The 13868-nt window shown below is 67.1% G+C and carries 17 protein-coding genes; 13 read left to right on the forward strand and 4 right to left on the reverse strand.

Annotated elements, in window-relative coordinates:
- Positions 1-49: 49 nt before the first annotated feature.
- Positions 50-880, reverse strand: a complete 831-nt coding sequence (locus EOHIBHHM_RS13775; RefSeq protein ID WP_497251523.1) for a hypothetical protein — start codon at positions 878-880, stop codon at positions 50-52.
- A 135-nt stretch (positions 881-1015) separates the two neighbouring features.
- On the opposite strand from EOHIBHHM_RS13775, the gene EOHIBHHM_RS13780 reads away from it, so the two are divergent.
- The 5 genes from EOHIBHHM_RS13780 (at position 1016) to EOHIBHHM_RS13800 (ending at position 5624) form a co-directional block, all read left to right on the forward strand.
- Entirely contained in the window at positions 1016-2416 is a 1401-nt protein-coding gene (locus EOHIBHHM_RS13780) for an MFS transporter (RefSeq protein WP_497251525.1), read from the forward strand.
- Positions 2413-3063, forward strand: coding sequence for a hypothetical protein (locus EOHIBHHM_RS13785; protein ID WP_497251527.1), 651 nt, complete (start codon positions 2413-2415; stop codon positions 3061-3063). The genes EOHIBHHM_RS13780 and EOHIBHHM_RS13785 overlap by 4 nt, the downstream gene beginning before the upstream one ends.
- Before the next feature lie 104 nt (positions 3064-3167).
- A complete protein-coding gene (locus EOHIBHHM_RS13790) occupies positions 3168-4052 on the forward strand; it encodes an aldo/keto reductase (RefSeq protein ID WP_497251529.1) in 885 nt (294 codons plus the stop codon).
- Between the two features lie 24 nt (positions 4053-4076).
- Complete coding sequence (locus EOHIBHHM_RS13795) at positions 4077-4796, forward strand: class I SAM-dependent methyltransferase (RefSeq protein ID WP_497257001.1); 720 nt, start codon at positions 4077-4079, stop codon at positions 4794-4796.
- 183 nt (positions 4797-4979) lie between these two features.
- Positions 4980-5624: a hypothetical protein gene (locus tag EOHIBHHM_RS13800; protein ID WP_497251531.1), complete on the forward strand. Its 645-nt coding sequence runs from the start codon at positions 4980-4982 to the stop codon at positions 5622-5624.
- 36 nt (positions 5625-5660) lie between these two features.
- Here the strand turns inward: EOHIBHHM_RS13800 and EOHIBHHM_RS13805 are convergent, their stop codons facing one another.
- Positions 5661-6278, reverse strand: coding sequence for a VOC family protein (locus tag EOHIBHHM_RS13805; protein WP_497251533.1), 618 nt, complete (start codon positions 6276-6278; stop codon positions 5661-5663).
- 200 nt (positions 6279-6478) lie between these two features.
- Between EOHIBHHM_RS13805 and EOHIBHHM_RS13810 the strand changes: the two genes are divergently transcribed.
- The 8 genes from EOHIBHHM_RS13810 to EOHIBHHM_RS13845 all read left to right on the forward strand — a co-directional run bounded on the left by EOHIBHHM_RS13810 (position 6479) and on the right by EOHIBHHM_RS13845 (position 11650).
- A complete protein-coding gene (locus EOHIBHHM_RS13810; RefSeq protein ID WP_497251535.1) occupies positions 6479-7066 on the forward strand; it encodes an NAD(P)/FAD-dependent oxidoreductase in 588 nt (195 codons plus the stop codon).
- 134 nt (positions 7067-7200) lie between these two features.
- Positions 7201-7788 (forward strand): hypothetical protein, encoded by a 588-nt coding sequence (locus tag EOHIBHHM_RS13815; RefSeq protein WP_497251537.1) that lies wholly within the window; start codon positions 7201-7203, stop codon positions 7786-7788.
- A 94-nt stretch (positions 7789-7882) separates the two neighbouring features.
- Positions 7883-9196 carry a histidinol dehydrogenase gene (hisD, locus tag EOHIBHHM_RS13820; RefSeq protein ID WP_497251539.1) on the forward strand — a complete coding sequence of 438 codons (1314 nt, stop codon included), beginning with the start codon at positions 7883-7885 and terminating at the stop codon, positions 9194-9196.
- A complete protein-coding gene (locus tag EOHIBHHM_RS13825; RefSeq protein ID WP_497251541.1) occupies positions 9193-9978 on the forward strand; it encodes a class I SAM-dependent methyltransferase in 786 nt (261 codons plus the stop codon). Before hisD ends, EOHIBHHM_RS13825 begins: the two co-directional genes overlap by 4 nt.
- A gap of 74 nt (positions 9979-10052) precedes the next feature.
- Complete coding sequence (locus EOHIBHHM_RS13830) at positions 10053-10418, forward strand: HesB/IscA family protein (protein ID WP_497251543.1); 366 nt, start codon at positions 10053-10055, stop codon at positions 10416-10418.
- 36 nt (positions 10419-10454) lie between these two features.
- Positions 10455-10931, forward strand: coding sequence for a hypothetical protein (locus EOHIBHHM_RS13835; protein ID WP_497251545.1), 477 nt, complete (start codon positions 10455-10457; stop codon positions 10929-10931).
- Between the two features lie 45 nt (positions 10932-10976).
- Complete coding sequence (locus tag EOHIBHHM_RS13840) at positions 10977-11222, forward strand: DUF5816 domain-containing protein (RefSeq protein ID WP_089823434.1); 246 nt, start codon at positions 10977-10979, stop codon at positions 11220-11222.
- An 86-nt stretch (positions 11223-11308) separates the two neighbouring features.
- Positions 11309-11650, forward strand: a complete 342-nt coding sequence (locus tag EOHIBHHM_RS13845) for a DUF7116 family protein (protein ID WP_497251547.1) — start codon at positions 11309-11311, stop codon at positions 11648-11650.
- A 111-nt stretch (positions 11651-11761) separates the two neighbouring features.
- Here the strand turns inward: EOHIBHHM_RS13845 and EOHIBHHM_RS13850 are convergent, their stop codons facing one another.
- Both EOHIBHHM_RS13850 and EOHIBHHM_RS13855 read right to left on the reverse strand, forming a co-directional pair.
- Positions 11762-12763 (reverse strand): TatD family hydrolase, encoded by a 1002-nt coding sequence (locus EOHIBHHM_RS13850; RefSeq protein ID WP_497251549.1) that lies wholly within the window; start codon positions 12761-12763, stop codon positions 11762-11764.
- Between the two features lie 151 nt (positions 12764-12914).
- Entirely contained in the window at positions 12915-13862 is a 948-nt protein-coding gene (locus EOHIBHHM_RS13855) for a VOC family protein (RefSeq protein WP_497251551.1), read from the reverse strand.
- Between the last annotated feature and the right edge of the window lie 6 nt (positions 13863-13868).

Genomic DNA, 13868 nt, shown 5'->3' on the forward strand with positions numbered 1-13868 from the left:
GGTACTTTTGATTCCCCCCAATTACGGCGGCCGACGCGGGCGACGGCGCTCACCGCGTCGGGCCGTCGTAGCGACCCATGCCGGCGTGGAGCTCCCCGTCGACGACAGTCCACCCCTGCCGGCCGTCGGTGTAGACGGCGGGAGCGGTCGTCGCCTCGAACGTGTTGAAGCTGTTCGAGAGCCAGAACCCCCACTCGTTCCACCCCTCGAAGCGGATCTCGCCGACGGTGACCGTCGTCGGACCGTCGGTCTCGTAGGTGGCCGAGACCGGGCTGACGAAGCGAGCGCAGTTGTCCGTCTCGCTCCACGGGGCCCGACAGTCGACGGCGGTCGCATCGGCGATCGGCGCGAGGAACGTCCCGTTCGCGAGGGGGTCGCGCGTCTCGATATCGTGGTCGACCGTCACCTGCCACGAGACGGAGTACGTCGTCGGGTCGGCGACGAGTTCCCTGTCGGTCATGTCCTCCGGAATCTCGTCGCGTGAGATCTCCCGACGGTCGACGACCGACCCGTTCTCGGCGTACGTCCAGAGGACGTAGCGGTCCTCCCCGACCAACCGGTCGGCGTGCAGGCGGAGCATCGGCCCCCGTGGTGTCTCGACGACCGCCGCGTCCCAGTCGGTTAGTCGGTTTCCGTCGTCGTCGTAGAGCCAGAGGTTCGACGAGAGGTCTGCCTCGACGTCCTCACCCTGGGGAAACGGCAGTAACAACGTCACGTTCTCGACGGTGGCGTTCGTGCTGACCGACGTCGTGTAGGAGTACGAGGAGTAGTGACTGTACGCGAAGTCCGGTGGGAACAACAGGAACGCGAACGCGGCGAGCGGCGCGAGAGCGACGAGACCGACGACTGCGAGGACGAGGAGCCGCTTCGAGGAGACCATGTGTTCTAGACGACAGTATCTACGAAGTAACTGTTGAGAGCCGAGATAACACGAGTCGAATCATAGGGAAGATCACCCGGGCGAACGACCGGCCCGACCGACATCGTTTAGTTCACGCTCGGAGAATCGAAACCAATGACGGAGCGATGGCTCTACGCGTGGGGGTTGGGTTCGGTCGCCTTCGGTGGTGCCTCGCTCCTCGTGCCGCTGTACATCGTCCAGTTGGGGGCGACGTCAGTCCAGTTGGGCGTGCTCGCGTCGACGGCCGCGGTCATCGGCGCGCCCGGAGCGATTCTCTTCGGGCGACTCGCGAACCGCGTCACACGGCGGCGACCGCTGGTGCTGGTGACGTTGCTGGGCGTCGCTGCCATGCTCGTAGTGATTCCCCTGTCGACGAACATCACGACGATCATCGTCGCGAATGCAGCGCTCTGGCTCGTCGTCGCGTCGGTGAGTCCAGTGTTGACGATGTTGGTCGTCGACGACGCGCCCGAGTCGAGATGGAGCGCGCGTATCGGCCTGCTGAACAAGTATCAGGGGTACGGCTGGGCCGGGGGGCTCGTGCTCGGGACGGTCTGGCCGCTCGTCGGCCCTCGAATCGTCGACGAGACGGCAGTCACGGAGACGTTGTTCTGGCTCTTGGCCGCCTGCGCCGCCGTCGCCGTCGTCACTGCCGCGGGGTCGCTACCGCGTCCGGCGCCCGACGACCACGTGACGGGCGAGCGTCGGGCGCGACGGATCGCTCGCCTCCTCGCCAGTTCGCGAAGCGGCGTCAAGGGGACGACGTTCGTCTTCTCGCCGAACCGACTGTACTGGTCCACACGGGGGATTCGTCCGCGACGACTCGTCGACCGTCTCGACTCGGCGCTGACGACGTACTTCGTCGCCGCCGCGCTGTTCTCCGTCGGGTTCGCGGCGTTCTGGGCGCCGCTTCCGCTCTTTCTGACCGAATCGAACTTCGTCTCTGGACAGGTGTTCGCACTCTATCTGGTGTCCAGTCTCGCGTCGGCCGTCCTCTACGAGTTCGCCGGGCGGTTCGCGACGAAGTACGACGTCCGACTGTTGCAGTCCGGCGCACTCGCCGTGCGCGGAGCGCTGTTTCCGATGGTCGTCCTCGTCACTGCCGTCGGAGCAGTCTCGGTCGGGTTCGTCACTGTCGGCGTCGTCCTCGCCGCAATCGGGGCGACCTGGGCGTTCATCGCCGTCGTGGGGACGGCCATCGTCACCCGACTTGCGCCACCGAGCGTCCGCGGCGAGGTGCTCGGTGTCCACACGGCGCTGAGCGCGGTCGCAGGCGGCGTCGGCGGCGTGCTGGGTGGTTGGGTCGCCGGCTTCGGCTATCTCACCGCGTTCGGCGTCGCGGGTGGTCTCGTCGTTCTCGCGTCCGTTCTCGTCTTCTCCCTTCGGACGCTCTCGGGCGGTGAGAGAGCAGCGAAGCCGCCGAACGAGAACGTGGCCGAGACGGCGTCCACCGTTGCCGTCCCGGCCGTCTCGACGGAGGAAGTCGGCGAGGAGATCGAGGTACAGACGAGATGAGTACGACACGCAGTCGCCCTCACGAGTGGGTCCCATGGAGCGCGCTCGGAGCGATGGTGGGCGCTGCACTGTGGACGGCGATGCCGTGGGTACAGCGAATCGCGCTGGGGACCCGACCATACGTCGTCACCGCGTACGACGTCGTCGCGTGCGCCGGGTGGCTGCTGATGGTGTGGGGTCTCGTCGGGTTTCGCTCGACGTTCCGAGCACAGTACGGCCGACTCGGCCGTGTCGGTGTGTGGACGACGGGGGTCGGGATGGCGCTCGTCGCAGTCGTCCTCGCCAGAGCAGTCGTCGCCTTCGTCGACGCCGGCTTTCACGCCGTTCCTGCCACCGGCGAAGACCCCGCCGGCCTCGTCGTCACGATCACGGCGTTTCTCGGACTGGGGGTGACACTCGCGGGAGCGGGAGTGCTCGGTGTCGCGCTTCGGCGTCTCGACGGTCCGACGTTCTCCGCGTCCCTGTTGCTCGTCGGCGCAGCCGTCGTTCCCGCGCTCTTCGTCGGTCTCCGCCTCCTCTCGCTCCTGCCACTGGCTCTCGGTATGCTCGTCGTTCGGACCCCTCTCGTGCTCGTCCCGTTCGGCGTCGGGTGGCTGGCCCTCGGTCGACTCGTGTGGACCGTGTCGCGACACGACCGCTCGACGTAGCCGCCGTTGCCGTCGGGGTCCACGCACGGCGGGGCGACTCCCCCAGCGGACGTCGTCTGTGAGAGAGACACACGCTTTTGTCCGTCGCCCGCGACTCGTCGGTCATGCAGACACGCGCTCTGGGGGAGACCGGTCACGACAGCACCGTCGCGACGTTCGGTGCCATCGCACTCAACTGGCTCGAACAGGAGGGGGCGAACCAGCTGGTCGAACTGCTGCTCGACCACGGCGTCAACCACTTCGACGTCGCCCCGACGTACGGCGACGCGGAGCTGAAACTGGGGCCGAAGCTCCGACAACACCGCGACGAGATCTTTCTGGGCTGCAAGACCCAAGAGCGGGAGTACGAGGGAGCCAGACGGAAACTGGAGCAGTCGCTCAACCGGCTCGGCGTCGACCACGTCGACCTCTATCAGATTCACGGACTCGAATACGAGGAGGAGCTCGACACGATCACCGGCGAGGGTGGCGCACTCGAGGCCATCCGCGACGCGAGAGCGGAGGGACTCGTCGACCACGTCGGGGTGACGAGTCACGGCGACCCGCGGCTGATCCACGACGCGCTCGACCGGATCGACGACCTCGAGACGCTGATGCTCCCGATGAACCCCGTCGTCGTCGGCAAAGACGGCGACGAGTACGACTACGCGTCGGTGCTCGAACGGGCGGACGACCTCGGCGTCGGCACGCTCGGCATCAAGGCGTTCGCGAAGGGGTCGTGGCCGTCGACGGACGAACTGCCCGAGGGAGACCGGCCGTACGCCAACTGGTATCGACCGGTCGACACGCCCGACGAGATCCGCGAGCGGTTCGACTTCGCGGCGGCACAGGGGCTCACGAGCGTCGTCACCCCGGGCGACCCGAAACTGGTCGCGATGGTGCTCGACGCGGCCGAGCGCTACGACGGGATGGACGACGCGGCCCAGCGCTCGCTCGTCGAGCGACTGCGTCACGACGACAGCCCCGTCCCCGAGCAGTTGCACCACTGACCCCGCAAGGAGCAACGCGTGACTATCGACGTCCCACGGACGGTGATGGCTGCGCTCGCCGACCAACCGGTGTCGGGAGCGGTCTGTCTCGAAGCCGGAGCGGGCGTCGGCAACACGACGGCCGGACTGCTCGCGGCGGGTGCCAGCCGCGTCTACGCGGTGACGAACGACGCCGAACACGCGGCGGTCACACGCGACCGAGTCGCCCGCGACGACCCCGAGCGAGCGGCCGTGCTGGAGGCGGATCTCCGGAGTCTCCCGCTTTCGACCGACTCGGTCGACGTCGTCACCGCCCACGGGCTGTTCAACGTCCTCGCCCCCGAGTCGCTCGACGCCGTCGTCTCGGAGCTGACTCGAGTGGCTGCTCCGGGCTGTCGGCTCGTCGTCGACGACTACGAACCCCTCCCCGACGACGCCGCCGTCCGGGAACTCTTCGCGCTGGAGAACGCCGCCAGCGAGTTGACGACGGGCCGACCCGCACTGACGTTCTACCCCTCGCCGGTGCTCCGCCGTCTGTTCGTCGGGTCCGGCTGGGAGTTCGACAGAGCGCTGACGCTGCTGGACCCGGTGCCGTGGACCGAGAGTCACGTCAGGGCACACGCCGAAGTGGCGCGTGCGTCGGCGGCGACGCTTCCCGACGGGCTGGGCGGGCCGATGACGGCGGAGGCCGACCGACTCGTCGAGGCGATCGGGTCGGAGTCGATCGGCGAGATGTACAGCCTCGCGTTTCGCTCGTCGGCGTGAAGCGACCGTCGGTCTGTGATGCCGACGACGTCCCAGAGAACTCACCTCGTAGGTGGGCGCCACCGAGAGGTAGCGAGACTGGTCGGTTGCATGCTTCGGTGGGACTGACCGGGCGTCGAACCGGCAACCGAGGGGGACATATGCACCGTATAATAACACCCCCTGGGCGTCGTGGTCGAACCGATGCCGAACAGACGATTACTCGTCGGACTGCTCGCAGTTCTCGTCGTGCTCGCCGGCTGTGCCGGCGGCACCGGACAGAACGCCGGTTCGACGGCCGAGACGACAGCAGACACCGAGACGACCGAAGGCGAGACGGCGGCCACCGAAGCGACCACGTCACCGACGTCGACGGAGACCGCGACGTCGACGCCGACCGAGACAGCGACGCCGGACGAGTCGTGGAGCGAACCGCAGCCGCCGAACTCCCCCCGCGAAGACAAAGTCGAGGAGGGGCGGCTGAAGAGCGTCGAGTACGTCAACGTCGAGGAGGGCGCGAACGGCGAGGGCGTCTCCAGCTTCGACCTCCGCGTCCGCGCGAACACGTCGATGAAGGACGTCGACCCGCCGGAGCACGGCGACGTGCAGGGCGAACCGTACTTCCTCGTCTACGTCAACGACACGCTCACCTACCGCAGCGACTACGTCCAGTTCGAGGAGGACGGCGAGTGGACGCTCGACATCCCGCGAGAGGCGTGGGACCAGTTCGACGCCGGCCCCCTGAAGGTGAAGGTCCAACTCGTCGACCGTGACAGCGAGTTCGACGACGTCTACGGCGTCTGGACCGACTACGACACCGTCTACAACCCGGAAGGGTCCGAAGAGTAGAGTAGAGCAAAGAACCGACCGCGTCCGTTCGTTATTCTACTGCAGACCGCCGACACCGGACGCGGCGTCCGGCAGGTCGTGTGCCGTCGCGTCGAGTCCGAGTTCCTCCAGCGCCGCCTTCATGTGTTCGTCCTTCGCGTAGTCGGCACCGGCCGCCTCGCGGATCTCCTGAGTCTTCGCGAGCACCTCGCCGCGACGCTCGTCGGGGATCTCGTACTTGTCGGTCGACAGTTCGATGACCAGCCCGTTGTTGTCCTGCGTGTACAGCGAGAAGAAGATGCCGCGGTCGAAGATGTTGTAGCCGCGGCCGTCCTCGTCGATGGCCTCGACCATCTCCTCGAACCGTTCGGGGTCGACGCTGAAACAGAGGTGGTGGACGGAGCCGACCTGTCCGCGCTGGCCGTGGCGGTTCGACGGACGGTCGTCGCTGACGAAGAAGGTGAGGATGCGGCCGTCGCCGGTGTCGAAGAACAGATGCGTCTGTGAGGGGTCGTCGAGGTTCGGCTGGCGTAGCACCAGCGGCATCCCCAGCAGGTCGCGGTAGAACGCGACCGTGTCGGCCTCGTTGCTCCCCCAGATGGTCACGTGGTCGGTTCCGGTGGTGTGAAACGGGCTGTCCGGCAGGTCGGCGGTGACGGGTACGTCGTCGCTCATCTGTCTTCTCGTACACACTACTGAAGGATAAACCATCCAGTAACACTCCCGTCATGCAGTTACGGTCGTGTCAGTGGGTACGGTCCGTCTCAGAGCGAAAGCGCCACTCCGTCACCGACGACCGTCGAGTCCGAGCGGGGGTATCGGCAAAGATGTCGGCTAAACTAACACCTTCGGTCGATGGTGGCGTACGTCGGCACATGGCAGACGTAATCGTCGTCGGCGGCGGTCCCGCCGGCCTCAGCGCGGCGCTGTTCACGCAGAAGAACGGCCTCGAGACGACGGTGTTCGACACCGACAAGACGTGGATGCACAAGGCACATCTGTTCAACTACCCCGGTATCGGGTCGGAAGACGGCACCGTCTTCCTCGAGACGCTGCGGAACCAGGTCGACAACTTCGGCGTCGACCGCACGCAGGGTGAGGAGGTCACGGCCGTCGACGCGACGGACGACGGGTTCACCGTCACGACCGGCGACGGCGAGTACGACGCCGACTACGTCGTCCTCGCGACGGGCGCGAACCGTGATCTCGCGGAGGACCTCGGCTGTGCGTTCGACAACGACGTCGTCGACGTCGACGTGACGATGGAGACGAGCGTCGAGGGGGCGTACGCGACCGGTGCGATGGTCCGCGCCGAGGAGTGGCAGGCCGTCATCTCCGCGGGCGACGGGGCCGCCGCCGCGCTCAACATCCTCTCGGCCGAGAAGGGCGACAACTACCACGACTTCGACGTCCCGGCCGACGCCGACGAAGTGTTCGGCGAGATGGCCGACGACGAGACGTAGCCGAGCGAGTGTGGCTGTCGGAGCGGACAGTCAGTCCTCGGGGGTCGCCGCTCGCCAGTCACTGTCGCTAGTGTCGGTTCGGGAGACATATAGGAACTGCATAATAAGGGTCGACGCGTCCGAACCCCGACCCGATGAACCGACGCGTACTCGTGTTGCTGGTCGGCGGACTCGTCCTCCTGGCCGGTTGCACGGGCGGAGCAGGACCGGGAGACGCATCGCCGACGGAGACGACACGGACGACCGACGCAGCGACGGCGACACCGACCACGACGTCGACGCCCGAACCGACGCCGACCGCGGAGTGGAGTTCGCCGACGCCGCCGAACAGTCCGACGCAGGTGGACGAGACGCAGCTCGACCGCGGCCGCATCGAGAGCGTCGAGTTCGTGAACACCGCCGAAGGGGCCGACGGCGAGGGGTACTCGAACTTCGATCTCCGCGTCCGGGCGAACACGACGATGGAGAACGTCGACCCCGACCACGGGACGGCCGACGGTGAACCCTACTTCGTCGTCCTCGTGAACGACAAACTCCTGGAGCGGACGAAACTCGTCTTGGAGCAGGAAGCCGGCGAGTACAATATCACGGTCCGCGGCGGCGGCCTGACGACCTTCGAGCCCGGCACACTCGAGGTGACGGTGTTGCTGATGGACGAGGACTCAGAGCGCGACGACGTCTTCGGGAAGTGGACCGGCGAGATCGAGTACAACCCGAACTGAGGCGGCCGTCGAAGCCGCTCGAACCGGGAGTAGCCTGGCGTGTCGTTCCCACGCTATGGAAACCGTTTTTCGCGGGCGTTCCGAACTCGGGAGCATGAACGTACGTGAGATCGCCGACCTCGGGCCGGACGAGCGCGACGCGCTGTTCGCACGCGACGCCGGTATCGAGGCGGTGCGGGGCGACGTCCGCGACATCGTCGATCGAGTCCACCAGGAGGGCGACGTCGCAGTCCGAGAGTTCTGCCGCGAGTTCGACGACGTCGAGGTGGGGAACCTCGACATCACCGACGAGGCCGAACGCGCCTACGACGCCGTCGACGAGGAGGTCCGCGAGGCCATCGAGACGGCGGCCGAGAACATCCGCGAGTTCCACGCACGACAGATGCCCGACGACTGGCGCGAGCAGTTCGGCGGACGCGAACTGGGTCGCCGCTTTCGGCCGCTGGACCGCGTCGGCGTCTACGCACCGGGTGGAACGGCCGCCTACCCTTCCAGCGCGCTGATGGGTGTCATCCCGGCGAAGGTCGCCGGCGTCGACCACGTCGCCGTCGCGACGCCGCCCGCCGACGAGATCAACCCCGTGACGCTGGCGGCCATCCACGCCGCGGGCGCGGACGCCGTCTACAGCGTCGGCGGCGCACAGGCCGTCTCGGCGCTCGCCTACGGGACCGAGACCGTCAAGGCGGTCCAGAAGGTGGTCGGCCCAGGCAACAAATGGGTCACCGCTGCGAAGGCCGAGGTCCGCGGCGACGTCGAGATCGACTTCCTCGCGGGGCCGAGCGAGATTCTCGTCGTCGCCGACGAGACCGCCGACCCGACGTTCGTCGCGGCGGACCTCGTCGCACAGGCTGAACACGACCCCGAGGCGTCGGTCGTCGCCGTCACCGACGACGAGGCGACGGCCGAGGCCGTCGTCGACGAGGTCGAGCGACAGGCTGCCGACCGCGAACGCGTCGAGATAATCGAGGACGCCCTCGCCAACGACGCCAGCGGCGTCCTCTTGGCACGGTCGATGTCCGAGGCCGTCCTCTTCGCCGAGGAGTACGCCGCGGAACACCTGACGATTCAGGCCCGCGACGACGAGGCGCTGCTCGACCGCATCTCGAACGCGGGGAGCGTCTTCCTCGGCCCGTACACGCCCGTCGCGGCCGGCGACTACGCCTCCGGGACGAACCACGTGCTCCCGACGAACGGCGGCGCGAAACTGTACGGTGGACTCTCTGTCGACACGTTCCTGCGGTCGACGACGGTCCAGCGACTCGACCGCGAGGGGCTCGACGACCTCGCGCCGACCATCACGACGCTCGCCGAGGCGGAGGGGCTGGAGGCCCACGCCGAGAGCGTCCGGCGGCGGTTCACGGTCGACGGCGAGAGCGACGTCGACACCGACGCCGACGCCGACGAGTGACCGACGCTCGGCTCACCCGGACGTTCGCCGAGGCCTGCGAGGCCGTCCTTCAGGATCCCGACGGCGAGCACTCGCTGGCGACGACGCTCGCCCCGCTGGCCGACCGACTGGCGGCCGACGCGGAGGACCGCTACGAGCGGCAGTTTCGGACGGCGACCGAGCGCGTCCCCCGAACGGCGGAGACGGTGCTGGCGGTCGGCTGCGGCGTCGGCGGGCTGCTCCCGCTCCTGGAGGCGCGGTTCCCCCACGTCGTCGGGCTGGACGCCCACCCTGACCTGTTGGCGTTCGCCGAACGGCGCGTCAGACACGCGGTGCTCGAAGACGGCGACGTGACCGACTGCGACCTCGGGCGGCGGTTCGACGCCGTCGTCGCCTTCGAGTACGTCGTCTCGCGGTTCGCGAGCGACGACGACCTCGCAGCCTGCTTCGAAGCGGTCGCCGACCACCTCACACCGGACGGCGTCTTCGTCTTCGACGCCGTCGTCGACCGCGACGGGGTCGACGCGGCGACGGTCGGCGTGTTCACGGACGAGCGATACCGCCTCGAGCGCGCCGTCGACGTCGTCCCCGCACCGACGCTGCCGGGAGTCGAACGCCGGGTCGACTACCGCGTGACCGACCTCGAGAGCGGGCGAGAGGCGACGACGAGCGAACGCCAGCAGATTCGGACGGTCGACGTCGAGGCGGTGCAGACCGCGCTGGCGACGGCGGGGTTCGGGCGGGTGACCGTCGACCACGACGCGGCCGACGAGGGAGCGGTCGTGGTGACCGCGCGACGGTGACACCGACTGTCCGAGACGGGTCGCGTCGGGGGTCGGCGTCAGGGTTAACACGGTCGGCCGTGTAAGAGTCACCTATGAGCACGGGAACCGCCGAAGGCGAGGCGAAAGCCCCCATCACGGTCACGAAAGCGGCGGCCGAGGAGGCCATCTCGCTTCTCGACGGCGAAGGGTTGGATACGGACGTCGCCGGACTCCGCCTGTTCGTCCAGCAGGGCGGCTGTGCGGGGCTCTCCTACGGGATGCGCTTCGACGACGAACCGGAACCGGACGACACGGTCACCGACTTCCACGGACTTCGGGTGTTCGTCGACCCCGCCAGCATGAAGTACATCGGCGGGTCGACGCTCGACTACGAGGGCGGCCTGCAGGCGAAGGGGTTCCACGTCGAGAACCCCAACGTCGAGAGCGAGTGTGGCTGTGGCGAGTCCTTCAGAACGTAGAGAAAGGTTCTTTTCAGCGTTCGCTGAACCGGAGGTATGGCCCTCCACTCGCGACGAGAGGTTCTTCGACTCGGGAGCGCCGCGGCGGCGACGTCGCTGGCGGGATGTGCGAGTCTGCCGTTCGTCTCGCGGCCGAAGTTGACGTTGACGGTGATGAACCACACCGAACGGGCGTATCGTCTCACCATCGATCTCTATCGCGTCGACCGAAACGAAGCGGGCGAAGCGCGCGTGTTCGGGCGCGAGTACGACCTCGCCGGCGGGAACGGCGAGGACAGCCAGACGAGCGACGAGGACGTCGTCCCCAGCAGACGGTATCTCGTTCGGGTCGGAGCACGGACCCGCGACGGCGGTGTCATCTCGCTTCGAGACCACTATCACTTCTATCCGGACTGTGACGGAACCGACGAACCGTCGGACCGAGTCTACGTCGAGATCGAACCTGCGCCTGCCGAAGAGCCACGGCTCGAATTCGGTTCGAGTAGCTGTTCGCCGGATTCCGTCTACTTCTGACCGCCGAGAACCACATTCAAAAGCCACCGCCCCGTAGCGGGGGCAATGACACTGGAAACGGCCACCACGGCGGACGGTGAGCAGGTGTACGTCGACCGGAGCGCGGGCGTCCGCGGGTCGGAGGCTCCGTTCTTCGTCGTCTACGTCTCCGAGGACGCCGACCGGCGCTGGGGGTTCTACTGCGACAACTGCGGGACGTTCGACAACGCGATGGACACGATGGGTCGCATCGTCTGCAACCGGTGTGAGAACATCCGCAAACCCGAGGAGTGGGACGCCGCCCACGAGTGACCGAGTTCGGCGGATAGAGGCCGCGAAGGAGTCGGTTTTCGAACGGTGCCAAAGTTTATCACAAGGGCTGTAGTATGGCTAGCTACATGGCCCCTGTTACCATGCCACCAGTCGAGCAAGCGCGGGAGATCTTCACCCGCCTCGGCTACGTCGTCTCCGGCGAGGGGACTGAACTCACGGCGGAGCGCAAGTGGCGCACCGTCCACGTAACCGCGATGAACGGCATCGACGCGGAGACCGAACAGCGCGTCCTCACGGACGGCGGGAACGGTGACGAACCTCGTTTGCGTTGTTTCGTGACGTGGGAGGGTAACACAGGGGAACTCCGCGAGCGACTGATGGAGATGAAGCCGCCCTACGACTGGGCGGTCATCGGCGTCGACGACCACGGGAGCTACGAGGTCGTTCACGGCGCGGCCCCGGCCTGACGAGCGACGGGCCGTCGAACCGACGGTCCGGCCCGCGGATCCTCCGACACCCGAACGTCGCCGAGTCGCTTCACCGGGTGGCGAGGAGTCAGAACTCCGAGAACGACCGCCCTACCGATCCAGAATTCGTCGCGGGTTCTCGTAGACGATCTGTCTGATGGTGTCGACGTCGAGACCCAGCCGATACAGTTCGAAGATCGTCCGTTTGAACGAGAAGACGTCGCTCCGGAGCACGCCGGCGCTGTCGGTCTCCACCAGGACGCGGTCGGGGCCGTACTCCTCGACGACGGCGGCGACGTCCCGCGGCGTGACGCCGAGCAGCCACGGATAGCTGACGGTGAAACTCAGATAGCAGTCCGTGTTCTCCATGACGTACGGAGCGACGCTCTGATCGGCGTGTGAGAGCACCAGTCGCTCGTCGGGGAGTCCCGCCTCGTCTTTCAGTTCGACGTCGATCTCCGTCGCCGCCCGCTTGACGTCCTCACCGTCGACGACGGGGTCCTGCTGGAGACGCATGTCCAACTCGTAGCCCGGGATGCGGCCGCGCTCGCGGAACGGGATGTCGACGTCCGTCAGGTTCGGTGGGGTGTGGACGACGGCAGGGAGGTCGTGGTCGGCCGCGATCGCCAACTGTCGTCTCGTCACCTCCTTCTGGTCGTCGAGCTCCCAGCGCGAGACGTGCTGGGAGGCGGTGATCCCGATCTCGCCGACGGCGGCGACCTCGTCGAGCGCGCAGTAGTCGGGCATCACCTCGAGCAACGTCTCGTAGTCGTCGACCCGCGCACCGGTGTGGATGCCGATGCCGAGTTTGGCGTCGAAGACGTGCGACCGTTCGATCTGGTCGAGTCGGTTGAGCGCGTCGTCCCAGAGATACCGAACGTCGTCGGGTGCGACCGGTTTGTACGGCGTCCAGTAGTAGCCCGCCGCCATCATCACCATCCCCTGGCAGCCGCTCAGCGCGAACTTCTCGCGCTCGTTCCACGAGAGCGTGTGAGCGTGGTTGTGGATGTCGATCCACGGGACGTTCGTCAACTCGGAGGGGAACGTCGCCGTCGTGTCCCCCTCCAGGTAGTCCGGGTCTATCGGTCGCTTCGTCGGGTAGCGTGAGTCCATCGTGTGTCCTTCGGGCGTCGTGGTGGAGGTTTCTTCGCCTGTGTCGAAGTCGGTCGGTGTCGAACGTGACCGCGGACGTCGTCCGTATCCTCCGAGCGTCGTCCTGGACGACAGACGCGGACGCAAGGAGCGACCGCAGTCGTCGCTCGAGTCAGTCGACGGTGATGTCCGGCAGCTGTTCTTCGATGTACTCCAGGTCGACGTCGAGCCAGTCGGGGACTTTCAGCGTCTCCCCGAGTTCGTCGACGTCCTCGTCGAGGGTGACGCCCGGACCCGTCGTCGCGAACTCGAAGACCGAGCCGCCGGGTTCGGTGAAGTACATCGACCAGAAGTAGTCGCGGTCCTTCCGGGACGTCGTGACGAGCCCCTCGTCGCGGAACCGGTCGCTCCACTCCTTCTGCTCCCACTTCTCGCCCGCGTCGAAGGCGATGTGGAGGAACGTCCCCGTCCCCATCACCGCCTGTGGCGCGTTCGGTCGGATGAGCACGTCGACGAACTCCGCACCGTTCCCGGATCCTGGGGCCTGGAACCGGACGCGGTCGCCCGCCTGCGGGTAGTCCTGTCGGCCGACGCGCTCCCAGCCCATCGTCTCCAGGGCGCGGAACGTCCCTGCCGGGTCGTTCGAGTGTACCGTCACGCTGTGGAGCCCGCGGATCCCGTGTTCGGCGGGGACGTCGCCGCCGTCCCACGCGTCGATGTCGGACTCGCCCGTGACGAGTTCGAACGGGGTGCCGTCCGGGTCGGTGAACTCGATCGCCGTCTCGTCGAAGCGCTCTGTCACCTCGTGGTCGACGCCGTGTTCCTCGAACCGGTTCGTCCAGTACTCGACGGAGCCCTCGGGGATGACCAGTCCACAGCCGCTGAGACCTCCCTTTCCGACACTTCCCTCTGGCATGTCCTCGATGGGGAAGAACGTCACGATGGATCCGGCGGACCCCACCTCGTCGCCGTAGTAGAAGTGGTAGATCTTCTCTGGGATGTCGAACCGAACGGTTCGCTTGACGAACCGCAACCCGAGCACCTTCCGGAAGAAGTCGAGGTTCTGCTGTGCGTCACTCGCAAAGGCGGTCACGTGATGTAACCCGTTGATCTGTCCCATGGTAAC

The sequence above is a fragment of the Halogranum roseipondis genome (assembly GCF_059695585.1).

Excerpts from the sequence above, each read along its gene's own strand:
- EOHIBHHM_RS13775 (WP_497251523.1), bottom strand. The coding sequence starts at position 880 with ATGGTCTCCTCGAAGCGGCTCCTCGTCCTCGCAGTCGTCGGTCTCGTC.
- EOHIBHHM_RS13780 (WP_497251525.1), top strand. The coding sequence starts at position 1,016 with ATGACGGAGCGATGGCTCTACGCGTGGGGGTTGGGTTCGGTCGCCTTC.
- EOHIBHHM_RS13785 (WP_497251527.1), top strand. The coding sequence starts at position 2,413 with ATGAGTACGACACGCAGTCGCCCTCACGAGTGGGTCCCATGGAGCGCG.
- EOHIBHHM_RS13790 (WP_497251529.1), top strand. The coding sequence starts at position 3,168 with ATGCAGACACGCGCTCTGGGGGAGACCGGTCACGACAGCACCGTCGCG.
- EOHIBHHM_RS13800 (WP_497251531.1), top strand. The coding sequence starts at position 4,980 with ATGCCGAACAGACGATTACTCGTCGGACTGCTCGCAGTTCTCGTCGTG.
- EOHIBHHM_RS13805 (WP_497251533.1), bottom strand. The coding sequence starts at position 6,278 with ATGAGCGACGACGTACCCGTCACCGCCGACCTGCCGGACAGCCCGTTT.
- EOHIBHHM_RS13810 (WP_497251535.1), top strand. The coding sequence starts at position 6,479 with ATGGCAGACGTAATCGTCGTCGGCGGCGGTCCCGCCGGCCTCAGCGCG.
- EOHIBHHM_RS13815 (WP_497251537.1), top strand. The coding sequence starts at position 7,201 with ATGAACCGACGCGTACTCGTGTTGCTGGTCGGCGGACTCGTCCTCCTG.
- hisD (WP_497251539.1), top strand. The coding sequence starts at position 7,883 with ATGAACGTACGTGAGATCGCCGACCTCGGGCCGGACGAGCGCGACGCG.
- EOHIBHHM_RS13830 (WP_497251543.1), top strand. The coding sequence starts at position 10,053 with ATGAGCACGGGAACCGCCGAAGGCGAGGCGAAAGCCCCCATCACGGTC.
- EOHIBHHM_RS13835 (WP_497251545.1), top strand. The coding sequence starts at position 10,455 with ATGGCCCTCCACTCGCGACGAGAGGTTCTTCGACTCGGGAGCGCCGCG.
- EOHIBHHM_RS13840 (WP_089823434.1), top strand. The coding sequence starts at position 10,977 with ATGACACTGGAAACGGCCACCACGGCGGACGGTGAGCAGGTGTACGTC.
- EOHIBHHM_RS13845 (WP_497251547.1), top strand. The coding sequence starts at position 11,309 with ATGGCCCCTGTTACCATGCCACCAGTCGAGCAAGCGCGGGAGATCTTC.
- EOHIBHHM_RS13850 (WP_497251549.1), bottom strand. The coding sequence starts at position 12,763 with ATGGACTCACGCTACCCGACGAAGCGACCGATAGACCCGGACTACCTG.
- EOHIBHHM_RS13855 (WP_497251551.1), bottom strand. The coding sequence starts at position 13,862 with ATGGGACAGATCAACGGGTTACATCACGTGACCGCCTTTGCGAGTGAC.